The organism is Rhodococcus sp. NPDC127527, assembly GCF_042672245.1.
Taxonomy (GTDB): domain Bacteria; phylum Actinomycetota; class Actinomycetes; order Mycobacteriales; family Mycobacteriaceae; genus Rhodococcus_G.
Map to the genome: position 1 here is coordinate 35,613 of NZ_JBHXVP010000015.1, position 15,463 is coordinate 51,075.

The following is a 15,463-nucleotide window of genomic DNA, read 5'->3' on the forward strand; positions in this document are numbered from 1 at the left end:
GGCGGGTCGACCCGGCGATGGGCGCCGACGGCTTGCGGAATGCGAGCGACCCGCGGCTGCTGGCGGACGTCTTCGCCGTCTCCGCGGCGCGCAACCCCGATGTGGTGGCCCTGTGCGGCGAGAGCGGCCAGCTGACCTACCGCGAGTTGGACGAGCGCTCCTCGCGACTGGCCCGCGCCTTGATCGCCCGCGGCGCTGGTCCGGAAACCGTTGTGGCACTGGCGATCCGCCGGTCGGTCGAGTCGGTCTTCGCGATGTGGTCGGTGGTGAAGACGGGTGCCGCGTTCGTGCCGGTCGACCCGTCCTACCCCGACGATCGAATCACCCACATGGTCACCGATTCGGCGGCGGTCATCGGAGTGACCGTCGACGAGCATCGTCGGCAGTTGCCGGGCTCGGTCGAATGGGTGACTTTGGACGAGATCGAGGCAGAGGCCGCGGGCCTCTCGTCCGCACCGGTGACCGACCAGGACCGGATTCGGCCGTTGCGGATCGCGAACCCGGCCTATGTCATCTACACCTCGGGTTCCACCGGTCTGCCCAAGGGCGTCATCGTGACCCATGCCGGCATCTCCAACATCAGTGCCCAGATGGTCGACGACTTCCCTGCCGAACCCGACATGCGCACTCTGCATGTCGTGTCACCGAGCTTCGACGTGTCTGTTTACGAATTGGTGCTGCCGGTCCGGGTCGGCACCACGCTGGTGATCACGCCGCCGGACGTGTGGGGTGGCGAGGAACTCGCCGACCTGCTGCGTCGCGAGCGGGTCACCCACATGATGATCACCCCGTCGGCCCTCGCGTCGGTCGACCCGTCCGGCCTGGATCACGTGCGCGTCATTGCCGTCGCGGGTGAGGCGTGCCCGCCGGAACTGATGGCGAAGTGGGCGCCGGGCCGTCGCTTTTTCAACGGTTACGGCCCGACCGAGGCGACGGTCCTCTCGACCGCCACCGGTCCGCTGGTACCGGGACAGCAGATCACCATCGGCCTTCCCACCGCGGGTATCCGGAACGTCATTCTCGACGCCCGGTTGCGCCCGGTTCCGGCCGGAGTCGTCGGAGAGCTGTACCTGTCCGGGCTCGGGCTGGCCCGCGGCTACCGGGCGCGACCCGGGCTCAGTGCGGAACGTTTCGTCGCAGACCCGCACGGCGGGCCGGGGGAGCGGATGTACCGCACCGGTGACGTCGCCCGGTGGACTCGGGACGGCGAGATCGACTATCTCGGGCGCACCGACTTCCAGGTGAAGGTGCGTGGCTTCCGAATCGAGCTCGGCGAGATCGACGCGGTACTCGCAGCGCAGCCGGAGATCGACTTCGCGTTCACGCTGGGGCACACCGCCGACAACGGCGTCACGTCGCTGGTCTCGTACGTAATGGCCATCGGCGGCGGCACTGTCGACGTGGACGCACTCAAGGAGGCCGTCGGTCGCAAGCTCGCCGCGCACATGGTGCCGGCCGTGATCATGACGCTCAGCGAGATCCCGCGTACCCCGGTTGGCAAGCTGGACCGGAAGGCGTTGCCGGAGCCGGTGTTCGCGTCTCGGGAGTACGTCGCGCCGACCACCGCGCTGGAGGCGATCGTCGCCGAGGTCTATGCGGAGGTGCTCGGTCTCGAACGGGTCGGTGTCGACGACGACTTCTTCGAGCTCGGCGGCAACTCGCTGATCGCGACCCAGGTCTCCGCGCGACTGGGCGCGGCCTTGGACGCGCAGGTTCCGGTGATCGTGCTGTTCGAGTCCCCGACGGTGCGAGATCTCGCCGTCGCCCTCGAGTCGCGGATCGGACTCGGCGGTCGGGAACCGCTGGTGGCGCAGGACCGTCCGGACGCACTGCCGCTGTCGCTCGCGCAGCAGCGGATGTGGTTCATCAACCGGTTCGAGCCGGAGTCCGCGGCCTACAACATTCCGATCGCGATCCGGGTCACCGGCGCGCTCGATCTCGCCGCCTTGCAGAGCGCGATGCTGGACGTGCTCGACCGGCACGAGTCGCTGCGCACCATCTTCCCCGAGGTCGACGGTGTCGCGCAGCAGTTGATCGTGCCCGCGGCCGACGCAGTGCAGGACCTGAGCCCGATCGAGGTTGTCGAGTCGGAGGTGTTCGAGCGGGTCGTCTCGGTGGTGTCCGCACCCTTCGACGTCACCGCGACGGTGCCGTTGCGTGCCTCCCTGTTCGCCTTGGGAGCGGACGATCACGTCCTCGTGCTTGCCGTGCACCACATCAGCGCGGACGGCTGGTCGGTCGCCCCGCTGACGCGCGACGTGATGGTTGCCTACGCCGCCCGCAGCGCCGGCCAGGTCCCGGCCTGGTCGCCACTGGCCGTGCAGTACGCGGACTTCGCGTTGTGGCAGCACCGGTTGCTCGGATCGGAGGACGATCCGGCCTCGCTGATCAGCACTCAGCTGGACTACTGGCGTGATGCCCTCGCCGGCCTGCCGGAACTGCTCGAGCTGCCGACCGACCGGCCCCGCCCGGCGGTCGCGAGCAACCGCGGCGCGCGGCTGCCCTTCGAGATCGACAGCGACCTTCGCGACGGAATCGAGCGGATCGCCCGCGAGCACGGCGCGACGTCGTTCATGGTGCTGCACGCAGCGCTCGCGGTGCTGTTCGCGCGACTCTCCGGCAGCACCGACATCGTCATCGGTGCCCCGGTTGCGGGTCGCGGCGAAGCCGCCCTCGACGACCTCGTCGGCATGTTCGTCAATACCGTGGTGTTGCGTACTCGACTGGAGTCCTCCGACACCTTCGCGGGGGTCCTCGGGCGAGTCCGCGACGGTGACATCGGGGCGTTCGGTCACGACGACGTCCCGTTCGAGCGACTCGTGGAGGCTCTCTCTCCGATGCGGTCGCAGTCGTATTCGCCGCTGTTCCAGGTGTCGTTGACGCTGCAGAATCAGCAGCAGACCGAATTGGAGCTGCCGGGGCTGACGATCGGTGCGCTCGACGCCGGCGTGCGGGTGACCCAGTTCGACCTGGACCTCACGATCGGCGAGGCGATCTCGACCGATGGTGAGCCCATCGGCATGGACGCCGACTTCACCTACGCGACCGACCTTTTCGACGAATCCACGGTCGCCGGTTTCGCCGCGGCGTTCGTGCGCATCCTCCGGACGGTCGTCGAGGATCCGCAGGCCGTGATCGGGGACGTCGACATGCTCGACGCCGCGGAGCGCGTGCAAGTGCTGCGGCAGTGGAACCAGACCGCGGTCGAGGTGTCCGCATCGATCCTGACCGAACCGTTCGATGCACAGGTCGCCCGCACCCCCGATGCGGTGGCACTGGTGTTCGAGGGCGAGGAGCTCAGCTACCGCGAGTTCGACGAGCGGGTGAACCGCTTGGCGCGCAGGCTGATCGAGGACGGCGTCGGCCCCGAGACGATGGTCGGACTTGCGGTGCGCCGCTCGGTGGAGCTGATGGTCGGCATGTACGCGATCGTCAAGGCAGGCGGCGCGTACGTGGCGATCGACCCCGACCACCCCGCCGAGCGCACCGAGTACGTGCTCGAGTCCGCGGCACCGGTGTGCGTGCTGACCACGAGCCGGGACCGGGGCTGCCTGCCCCAGGGCAGGCCGGTGATCGAGATCGACCAGGTCGACCTGAACGGCTACGACTCCGCGCCGGTCGAGGACCGTGAGCGCCGCACGCCGTTGCGGACGCAGAACACCGCCTACGTGATCTACACCTCCGGTTCGACGGGACGACCCAAGGGCGTCGCGGTCAGCCACCGGTCGATCACGAACTACCTGGCGTGGCTGATCGACCGGTACTCGATGACCGCCGCCGACCGGGTGGTGCAGAAGGCGCCCGCGACGTTCGACGTGTCGTTGTGGGAGTTCTTCGCGGCGCTGCAGGTCGGCGGGCGAGTGGTGCTCGCGACCCCAGAGGGTCATCGTGACCCCGACTACCTGGCAAGGCTGATCGAGGATCAGTCGATCACCATCGCCGAGTTCGTCCCGTCCATGCTCGGCATGTTCCTGGCCGCTGGGATGGCGGCGTCGCTGGAGTCGCTGCGATTCGTGGTCGCCGGCGGTGAGGAACTCTCGCCTGCGTTGCTACGGGATTTCGCGGCTGCCACCGGGACGAGCATCGACAACACCTACGGACCGACCGAGACGACGGTCGGCATCATCTTCGAGCCGGACGTCGAGCGGTTGGCCGGAGATCTCGCCACCGTGCCGATCGGCGGTCCGAGCTGGAACGCTCGCGCGGTGGTGCTGGACACCCGGTTGCACCCGGTCCCGGTGGGTTCCGCGGGCGAGCTGTACCTGTCGGGTGTCCAGCTGGCTCGCGGCTACGTCGGCCGCGCGGACCTCACCGCGGAGCGGTTCGTCGCCGACCCGTTCGGAGCGCCGGGCGAGCGGATGTACCGCACCGGTGACCTGGTGCGGTGGAACGCGGACGGCAAGCTGGAGTTCCTGGGTCGCACCGACTTCCAGGTGAAGCTGCGTGGCCTGCGGATCGAGCTGGGCGAGGTCGAGTCGGCACTGATGCGGTCCGAGGCGGTGGCGCAGGCCGTCGTGACCGTCGTCCGGAGCGGGCATGCCGGCGAACACCTGGTCGGTTACGTGACCACCCGGACCGGGGTCACCACGACCGGGAGCGAGTTGCGAACGGCGGTTGCGGCCGAACTGCCGGCGTACATGGTGCCGTCCCAGATCCTGCTGCTCGACGAGTTCCCGCTCAGCAGCGCGGGCAAGGTGGACCGCAAGGCCCTGCCGGAGCCGGACTTCTCGGCGGCGACGGTCGTATTCCGTGAGCCCGGCACCGCGGCCGAGGTCGCGGTCGCGGCGGTGTTCGCGGAACTGCTCGGGGTCGAGCACGTCGGGGCCGACGACGACTTCTTCGCCCTCGGTGGCAATTCGCTCCTGGCGATGCGGCTCGTGTCGCGGATCAACGCTGCGCTCGGCTGCTCGCTCGGCGTGCGTTCGGTGTTCGAGGCCTCGACCGTGGCCGGGCTGGCCACGCAGGCCGAGGGGGCCGCGGCGACGGCATCGTCGCCCGCGCTCGTCGCCCGGCCGCGTCCGGACCGGATCCCCTTGTCGCTGGCCCAGAACCGGATGTGGTTCCTCAACCAGTTCGATCCGACCTCGTCCGCGTACACCATCCCACTGGCGATCCGGCTGGAGGGCAATCTCGACGTCGAGGCGCTCGCGTGGGCGGTCCGTGATGTCATCGAACGGCACGAGTCACTGCGAACGGTGTTCCCGCACGACGGTGAGGGGCCTGTCCAGTTGATCCTGCCGGCGGACCGGGTCGAGATCGATCTGGCACCGAGGGACACCGACCCGCAGGACCTGCCGGCCCGTCTGGTCGAGATCCTCGGCACCGGGTTCGACGTGACCGCCGCGGTCCCCGTGCGGGGTGCGCTGCTGCGTACCGGCACCGACGAGTACGTGCTGTTGATGGCCGTCCACCACATCAGTGCGGACGGTGTCTCGACCGGGCCGCTGGCACGGGACCTGATGCTGGCCTTCGCGGCTCGCACCGCGGGGCAGCCCCCGGCCTGGGAGCCGCTGCCGGTCCAGTACGCGGACTTCACGATGTGGCAGCACGAGGCGCTGGGCTCGGAGAACGACCCGGAGTCGATGGCCTTCAGGCAGATCGAGTTCTGGAAGGACACCCTCGAGGGTGTACCGGACGTGCTCGAGTTGCCCACGGACCGGCCGCGTCCGGCCGTCGCGTCCGGCCGTGGTTCGCGACTGCCCTTCGAGATCGATCCGGAGGTGGTCACCGGGCTCGAGGCGCTGGCCCGTGAGTACGGCGTCACCACCTTCATGGTCGTGCACGCCGCCTACGCGGTGCTGCTCGCGAGGTTGTCCGGCGGCTCCGACATCGCGGTCGGCACGCCGATCGCCGGCCGCAGTGAAGCGGCGCTCGACGACCTCGTCGGCATGTTCGTCAACACCCTCGTGCTGCGCACCGAGGTCGACCCGTTCGGCACCTTCGGTGATCTGCTCCGGAAGGTTCGAGCGGCCGACCTCGCCGCGTTCGGGCATTCCGAGATCCCGTTCGAACGCCTCGTCGAGGTGCTCAACCCGGTCCGTTCGCAGTCGCATTCACCGCTGTTCCAGGCGTCGATGACGTTCGAGGTCAACGAGAACTCCACTCTCGAGCTGCCCGGGCTCACGATCCGCGGTGTCGACCACGAAGCCGACACCACCCAGTTCGACCTGACGCTGATCGTCACCGAGGGCGTCGAGGTCGGTGGACGTCCCGGTGGGATGGCTGCCGCGTTGCGGTACGCCACCGACCTGTTCGACGAGGCCACGATCGACTCGTTCGCGCAGCGGTTCGTGCGGATCCTGCGCGCGGTCGTCGGGGCACCGCAGGTCCTCGTCGGTGACATCGACGTGCTCGGCGAGGACGAGCTCGAGCGGGTGCTGTTCGATTGGAACGCCACCGACGAGCTGGTCGCCCCGCAGACGTTGGTCGAGTTGTTCGACGAGCAGGTCGCACGTACCCCGGACGCCGTAGCCCTCAGCTTCGACGGCGAGTCCTTGACCTACACGGAGTTCGACGAGCGGGTGAACCGTCTTGCACGGCACCTGATCCGGCTGGGAGTGGGTCCCGAGGCATTGGTGGCGATCGGGATCCGCCGCTCGCTCGAGATGATGGTCGCGATCTACGCGGTGGTCCGGGCGGGCGCGGCGTACGTGCCGCTGGATCCGGACCAGCCGGCCGAACGGATCGGCCACATCCTCGACACGGCGAAGCCGGTGTGCGTGCTGTCCACGTCGCGGGACGGCCTCGACGGCGCGGGGGCCCGCCAGGTTCTGTGCATCGACGCGCTGGACCTCGGCGAGGTGGACGGCCGGTCGATCACGGATGCAGAGCGGGTGTCGCCGTTGCGGCCGGACCACTCGGCCTACGTGATCTTCACCTCCGGTTCCACCGGCCGCCCGAAGGGTGTTGCGGTCTCGCATGGTGCGATCGTCAACCGGTTGGTCTGGATGCAGGGCCAGTACGGTCTCGGCGGCGACGATGTGGTGTTGCAGAAGACCCCGGTCACCTTCGACGTGTCGGTGTGGGAGCTGTTCTGGCCGCTGCAGGTCGGCGCGCGCCTGGTGATCGCCGTTCCCGACGGGCATCGCGACCCCGCCTACCTGGCGCGGACGATCGTGGCCGAGTCGGTGACCACGATGCACTTCGTTCCGTCGATGCTGGCGGTCTTTGCCGCCGAACCCACTGCAGTGCAGGCGCGTTCGCTCGTGCGGGTGTTCGCCTCGGGTGAGGCGCTGCCCGCCGAGACCGCAGACCGGCTGCGTGCGGTCCTGCCGCAGGCCGGGTTGCACAACCTGTACGGCCCCACCGAGGCTGCGGTCGACGTCACCTTCCACGAGGTCACCGAGGCGGACCGGACGAGTGTGCCGATCGGTGCGCCGGTGTGGAACACCCAGGTGTTCGTCCTCGACGCCCGGCTGCGGCCGGTGCCCGTCGGGGTGGCAGGCGAGCTGTACCTCGCCGGCGTCCAGCTTGCCCGCGGCTACGTCGAGCGGCCCGACCTGACCGCGGACCGTTTCGTGGCGAATCCGCTGGTCCCGGGCGCCCGGATGTACCGCACGGGTGACCTGGTGAAGTGGAACGGCGACGGGGAGATCGAGTACATCGGGCGTACCGACTTCCAGGTGAAGCTGCGCGGTCTGCGCATCGAGCTCGGTGAGATCGAGGCCGCGCTGACGAACCTTCCGGACGTCGCCCAGTCGGTGGTTGTCCTGCTCCGGGATCCGATCGCGGGCGAGCGGCTGGTCGGCTACGTCGTGCCTGCTCCGGATGCGGTGGTCGAGACCGGCGCGGCGAAGAGCGCGCTGGCCGCGACGCTGCCCGCGTACATGGTGCCGTCGGCGTTCGTGGTACTCGAGGAGTTCCCGCTCAATGCGTCGGGCAAGCTGGATCGCAAGGCTCTGCCCGCGCCGGTGTTCGAGGCGCGGGTCTACCGCGCCCCGGCCACCCCGATCGAGGAGATCGTGGCGGCGACGTTCGCGGATCTCCTTGGTGCCGAGCGGGTCGGCGCCGAGGACGACTTCTTCGAACTCGGTGGCAACTCGCTGATCGCAACCCAGGCTGCGGCGCGGCTCGGTGCCGCGCTCGACACCACGGTGCCGGTGCGCGCACTGTTCGAGGCGTCCACCGTGGAGGCCCTTGCCGTGCTGGTCGGGACGCAGGCGGGCAGTGGCCGACGGATCGCGCTCACCCCGCAGCAGCGTCCGGAACGGATTCCGCTGTCGCTTGCGCAGCAGCGGATGTGGTTCCTCAACAGGTTCGACCATGCGAGTGCGGTCAACAACATCCCCGCCGCGGTCCGGCTGACCGGGGACCTCGACGTGGCGGCGCTGCGGGCGGCATTCGCCGACGTGGTGGCCAGGCACGAGATCCTCCGCACGGTGTACCCGGAGTACGAGGGCACCGGGCATCAGGTGATCCGACCGGTCGGTGAGATCGCCGTGGACCTGACCCCGGTTTCGGTCACGGCAGACGAACTGCTCGGACGCGCAACGTCCTTCGTGACCACCGGATTCGACGTCACCGTCGATGTCCCGCTGCGGGTCGCGTTGCTGCGTGTCGTGGACGAGACCTCCGCGGCCGATCAGCACATCCTGGTGTTCGTGGTGCACCACATCGCCGCCGACGGGTTCTCGATGGGCCCGCTGGTGCGCGACCTGATGCTCGCCTACGCCGCCCGAACCACGGGGGATGCGCCGTCATGGGCGCCGCTGCCGATCCAGTACGCGGACTACAGCCTGTGGCAGCGGGAGGTGCTCGGCTCGGAGGACGATCCGGAGTCGCTGATCTCTCGTCAGCTCGGCTACTGGACGCAGGCGCTGGCCGGCTTGCCCGCACAGTTGGACCTCCCGTCCGATCGGCCACGGCCGGCCGTCGCCACGAACCGAGGTGCGGCAGTGGGCTTCGACGTCGACGCGGATCTGCACGCCGCGCTCGGTGCCGTCGCCCGCGATCAGGGCGCCACCGTGTTCATGGTGGTGCATGCCGCACTGGCGGCCCTGTTGGCGCGGCTGTCGGGGACAACCGACATCGCGATCGGCGCGCCGATCGCCGGGCGTGGTGACGCCGCGCTGGACGATGTCGTCGGCATGTTCGTCAACACGCTGGTGCTGCGGGCGGAGGTCGACCCGGCGCAGTCGTTCACGGAGCTGCTCGCGGGGGTCAGGACGACGGATCTGGGTGCGTTCGGTCATGCCGAGGTGCCGTTCGAGCGGCTGGTCGAGGTGCTCAACCCCGCCCGATCGCAGGCGCGGCATCCGCTGTTCCAGGTGGCGCTGTTCTTCCAGAACCTCGCCAAGCCGAGCCTCGAGTTGGATGGACTCACGGTCTCCGCCGTCGAGTTCGACGAGGAGATCGCCAAGTTCGATCTGCAGGTCACCGTGTCGGAGAATCACGGCGCTGACGGGGCGCCCGGTGGCATCCGGGTGCATCTGTCCTATGCCACGGACCTGTTCGACGAGCCGACCATCGTCCGGTTCGGTGACCGGTTCACCCGGATGCTGGAGGCGATCGCCTCCGATCCGTCGGCGACGGTCGGTGATGTGGAGCTGCTCGAACCCGCCGAGCGGGCGGTGATTCTCGAGGGCTGGAACGAGTCGGCGTACGAGCTGCCCGCCGGGCAGCTGCTGCTGGACGGGTTCCGTCGTCAGGTCGCGGCCACTCCCGACGCCACCGCGGTGGTGTACGAGGGAGAGGCGCTGACCTACGCGGAGTTCGGTGCCAGGGTTGCCCGGTTGGCGCGCTTGCTGATCGCCGAGGGCGTCGGGCCGGAGTCGTTGGTGGCCTTGGCCATCCGTCGTTCGCTCGATCTCGTCGTGGGCATCTACGCGGTACTCGAGGCCGGCGGCGCCTACGTGCCGGTGGATCCGGATCATCCGGTGGAGCGGATCGGGCACATCCTCGACACGGCAGGCCCGGCCTGCGTGCTGACCACCTCACGGGACGGTTTCCAGGTCCCGGGGGACCGGACGGTCGTGAGGATCGACGACGTGGACCTGTCGGGGTATGCGGCCGAGCCGGTGACCGACGCGGAACGCTCGGCGCTCCTGCTGCCGTCCCACCCGGCTTACGTGATCTTCACGTCCGGGTCGACCGGCAAGCCGAAGGGTGTCGCGGTCAGCCACGGCGCGATCGTCAACCAGATGGAGTGGATGCAGGGTGAGTACCTGCTCGACGGCTCCGACGTCTACCTGCAGAAGACCGCCACCACCTTCGACGTGTCGTTGTGGGGCTGGTTCATGCCGCTGCGCGTCGGCGCCACGCTGGTGGTGGCGACGCCCGACGGTCACCGCGATCCGGTGTACGTCGCCGAGAAGATCGCCGAGCACTCGGTCACGGTGACCGACTTCGTGCCGTCGATGCTGACGGTGTTCGCGGAGTACGCATCCGGTACGGACCTGGCCTCCCTGCGGCACGTGTTCGTCATCGGTGAGGCGTTGCCGGCGGAGACGGTGCGCGCGTTCGCGGAGATCAGCCCGGCCCGGATGCACAATCTGTACGGGCCGACCGAGGCCGCAGTGTCGATCACCTACCGAGAGGTGACCGGTGACGGCAACGCGGCCGCGGTGTCGATCGGACGGCCGCAATGGAACTCGCAGGTGTTCGTCCTCGACGCGCGGCTGCAGCCCGTCCCGGTCGGAGTGCCGGGCGAGCTGTACCTTGCAGGCGACCAGCTGGCGCGCGGCTACTACGGACGCGTCGACCTGACCTCGGATCGATTCGTGGCGAACCCGTTCAGCCCGTGTGGCGAGCGGATGTATCGCACCGGCGACCTGGTGTTCTGGGGACCGGAGGGGGAACTCGGCTACATCGGTCGCACCGACTTCCAGGTCAAGTTCCGCGGCCAGCGCATCGAACTCGGCGAGATCGAGACGGCGCTGCTGTCGCACGAGTCGGTGCTGCAGTCAGCTGTGTTGGTGGTCTCGACCGCCACGGGTGATCAGCTGGTGGCCTATGTGGTTCCCGCGCAGGGCGCGCACGTGGTGCCCGCGGACCTCGTCGGCTTCGCCTCGACGTCCCTGCCCACCTACATGGTTCCGGCCGCGGTCGTCGTGCTGGACGAGTTCCCGCTGAACTCGTCCGGCAAGCTGGACCGCAAGGCGCTGCCGGCGCCGCTGTTCGAGACCAGGGCGTACCGGGCGCCGGAGACGGCGTCCGCGCGACTGGTTGCCGCTACCTTCGCGGAGGTGCTCGGGCTCGACCAGGTCGGCCTGGATGACGACTTCTTCGAGTTGGGCGGCAACTCGCTGGTGGCGATGCAGGTCGCCGCACGCCTGGGCAGTGCGCTCGACACGCGCGTGGCGGTGCGTGAGCTCTTCGAGGCAACCACCGTCGAGCTGCTCGCGGCCAGGCTGGAGGTCTCCGCGACTGGCGGAGGCAGGATCGCACTGACGGCGATGGAGCGCCCGGAGCGGATTCCGCTCTCGACCGCGCAGTCGCGGATGTGGTTCGTCAACCAGTTCGACACGGCGTCCGCGGCGTACAACATTCCGATCGCCGTGCGGTTGTCCGGTGAGCTGGACGTCGCGGCGCTGCGGGCGGCGATCGCCGATGTGGTGGCGCGGCACGAGGTGCTGCGTACCGTCTACCCGGCGGTGGACGGGATCGGCCACCAGGTGATTCTTCCTGCGGAGCAGGCTGTTCCGGAGCTGGAACTGGCAACGGTGCCGGAGTCGAAGCTGATCGATCGTGTGATCAGGACGGTGGCGACGGGCTTCGACGTGACGGCCCAGGTCCCGGTGCGCGCCGCTCTGTTGCGGGTCGAGCCCGCCCCGGCCGGAATGCCCGAGTACGTGTTGGTGTTGGTGGTTCACCACATCGCAGGTGACGCTCTCTCGATGGGGCCGCTGGCCCGCGACGTGATGGTGGCCTACGCGGCAAGGTCCGCCGGCACGACTCCCGGCTGGGCGCCGCTGGCGGTGCAGTACGCGGACTACACGATGTGGCAGCGCGATGTGCTCGGCGGCGAGGACGACCCGCAGTCGTTGATCGCGAGCCAGCTGGCGTACTGGACTCGGCAACTGTCCGGGCTGCCGGATCAGTTGGACCTGCCGACCGACCGGCCCCGGCCGGTGCAGTCGTCGAACCGAGGTGCCACGACGGCATTCACCATCGATGCCGACCTCCATCGCGGGTTGACCGATCTGGCGCACCAGCACAATTCGACTCTGTTCATGGTGTTGCACTCGGCGCTGGCGGTCCTGCTGGCGCGGCTGTCCGGGACCGACGACATCTCGATCGGTACGCCCATCGGCGGCCGTGGCGAGCGGGAACTCGACGATCTGGTCGGCATGTTCGTCAACACTCTCGTGTTGCGGACGACCGTGGCCACAGGTGCGAGCTTCAGTGAACTGCTCGGCAGTGTCCGGGACACTGATCTGTCGGCGTTCGCCAACGCGGACATGCCATTCGAGCGGCTCGTAGAGGTGCTGGAGCCGGCTCGGTCCACGTCGCGGCATCCGCTGTTCCAGGTCGCGTTGGGCTTTCAGAGCGTGGATTCGGCGAGCTTCGAGCTTCCGGGGTTGACGCTGAGCCAGCTGGATATCGACGAGCAGGTCGCAAAGTTCGATCTGCAGCTGACCGTCGCCGAGAGGTTCGACGAGGACGGTGCGGCCAGCGGAATCTCCGCGGAGTTCCTCTACGCGACCGACCTCTTCGACGCGACCACGGTGTCGCGATTCGCGGAGCGTCTGCTTCGGATCCTGTCGGCGATCCGGTTCGACTCGTCCGTTCCGGTCGGTGGGATCGAGATCCTGGCACCCGAGGAACGTGCGGATCTGCTGAGTCGCGTCGATCCGATCGCGACGACGTCGGCCGCCGAACGCGAGGGTGCGCCGCGTCTCCTTCCCGACATTCTGAGCGCGGCGGTGCGGATGGATCCGGCGGCGATCGCGCTGTCGTTCGAGGACGAGCGGTGGACTCATCGCGAGGCGGACGAGCATTCCTCACGGTTGGCGCGAATGCTGATCGAGCAGGGTGCCGGACCGGAGACCACTGTGGCAGTGGCGATTCCGAGATCGGCCGATTCGGTTCTCGCGGTGTGGGCGGTGGCAAAGACCGGCGCCGCATTCGTGCCGGTGGACCCGAACTATCCGACGGACCGGGTGGCACACATGTTGCTCGATTCCGGTGCGGTCCTGGGCGTCACGATGCAGCGGTTCAGCGAACAGTTGTCGCCGCTGGTGCCGTGGACTGTGCTCGACGACGCCGCGGTCGATGCCCGCCTGCGGGAGCAGTCGGCGGCGCCGGTCACCGACGAGGACAGGCTCGGGACGCTGCGGCTCGAGCACCCGGCCTACGTGATCTACACCTCGGGTTCGACAGGTCTGCCCAAGGGAGTCGTCGTGACGCACGCTGGCCTGGCCAACGTGCGCGATCATCAGCATCGCGACTACCTGACCACCAAGGACTCGCGGATCCTGCACGTCGCGTCCCCCAGCTTCGACGTCTCCGTCTACGAGATGATCATGGCCGTCGGAGTCGGTGCGACGCTGGTCATCGCGCCGCCGACCGCGTGGGGCGGATCCGAGTTGACCGATCTGCTGCGCCGCCAGCGGGTTACCCACGCGGTGATCACCCCGGCCGCGCTCGGGTCAGTCGACCGGACCGGACTGGACGACCTTCGGGTCGTCGTCGTGGCGGCGGACACCTGTCCGCCGGATCTGATGGCAAAGTGGGCTGTCGGCCGCCGGTTCGTCAACGCCTACGGACCCACCGAGACGACGATCGTCGCCACGTGCACTGACGGCCTTGTGCCGGGCGGGCCGGTGCCGATCGGCGGGCCCACCGCGGGCCTGCGCCTGATGGTCCTCGACAACCGGATGCAGCCGGTTCCCGTCGGCGTGATCGGTGAGCTGTACCTGTCCGGGGTCGGGCTCGCACGGGGCTACCGTGGCCGGCAGGCGCTGACCGCAGGCAGGTTCGTGGCCAACCCGCACGGTGCGCCCGCCGAGCGGATGTACCGGACTGGTGACGTCGTGAGGTGGACCGAAGACGGTCAGATCGAGCACCTCGGGCGCTCCGACTTCCAGGTCAAGGTGCGCGGTCTGCGAATCGAACTCGGCGAGATCGACGCCGCGCTGTCGGCGCACGAGAGCGTGGAGTTCGCGGCCACGATCGGGCACGTCGGCGCTGCGGGTGCGACCTCACTGGTTTCGTACGTGCTTCCGGTCGCCGGTCGCGCGGTCGATCCGGCGCAGCTGACGGCATTCGTGTCGAAGTCGCTGACCGCGTACATGGTGCCGGCGGCGATCATGGTGCTCGACGAGATTCCGCTCACCCCCGTGGGCAAGCTGGACCGGAAGGCGTTGCCGGAGCCGGTCTTTGCGGTCCGGGAGTTCCGCGCCCCGTCGACGCGGACCGAGGAGGTCGTTGCCTGCGCCTTCGCGGCGGTGCTGGACGTCGAGCGGGCCGGTGTGGACGACGACTTCTTCGAGCTCGGCGGCAACTCGTTGTTGGCGACCCAGGTGACGACCCGGATCGGCACGGAGTTGGCGATGCGGATACCGGTGTTGTGGCTGTTCACCGCCTCGACGGTGGAGTCGCTGGCCGCCCGGATCGAGTCGGCTCGGGTCGGACTCGAGGACCTCTCCGAGGATCAGGTCTTCGACGTGCTGATACCACTGCGGGCGGGAGGGTCGAAGCCGCCGGTGTTCTGCATCCATCCGGTTCTCGGAGTCTCGTGGGCGTTCGCCGGGTTGGGGCCGCACATCGATCGCGAGCGTGCGATCTACGGGCTGCAGTCGCCCGCACTCTCGGGCGCCGCGTTGCCGGAATCGATCGAGGCGTGGGCGCGGGTGTACGTCGAGCAGATCCGGGCGGTCCAGCCGGAAGGCCCCTATCACCTGCTCGGGTGGTCGCTCGGCGGCATGATCGCGCACGCGATGGCGGCGCAGCTGCAGGAGATGGGCGAGGAGATCGGGTGGCTGGCCATGATGGACAGCTTCGCGCACACCCCGGTCGAGCGTCCGGCACCGGAGCGGGGCATGACGGCGGGCGATCTGCTCGGCGGACTGCTCCCTGCCCTGGTGGCAGACGACGGCGCAGCATCCGTTCTGCAGTTGGACGAGCTGTCCGCGGAGGAACTGTCCGAGGACGTGCTGGCCGGTATCCTCGAGAACCTTCCCACGCCGTTCAACGAGATGAGCACGGAACGGATCTCGACGGCCATCGAGTCGGTCAGCCTGGCGAGTGCCTTGACCGACGACTACGCGCCACCCAAGTTCAAGGGTGACGTGCTCTACTTCGCCGCGCTGGAGGACGACCCCACCGGTAGCGTCGGCGCCGGCACGTGGCAGGAGGTCGTGGACGGCCGAATCCTCGCGCACGGCATCGAGGCCGATCACTGGGGGATGGCCGCCCCGGCCGCGCTCGCCCGGATCGGGGAGGTGCTGAACGCGCAGTGGACCTGTGAGGACATCGCCGTCGACGAGTAGGCAGCGAACGGATCGTGAGAAGAACGGCACGA

Annotated in this window: 1 protein-coding gene (running past one end of the window); it reads left to right on the top strand. The window is 68.9% G+C overall.

Features of this window, described 5'->3' with window-relative positions:
• Positions 1 to 15,431, top strand: the 3' end of a protein-coding gene (locus ACFVH2_RS21360) for a non-ribosomal peptide synthase/polyketide synthase (RefSeq protein WP_378426173.1). 17,419 nt of this gene lie to the left of the window's left edge; 15,431 of the gene's 32,850 nt are visible here — the last part of the coding sequence; its start codon lies beyond the left edge, outside the window; its stop codon occupies positions 15,429 to 15,431.
• The last annotated feature ends 32 nt before the right edge of the window (positions 15,432 to 15,463 follow it).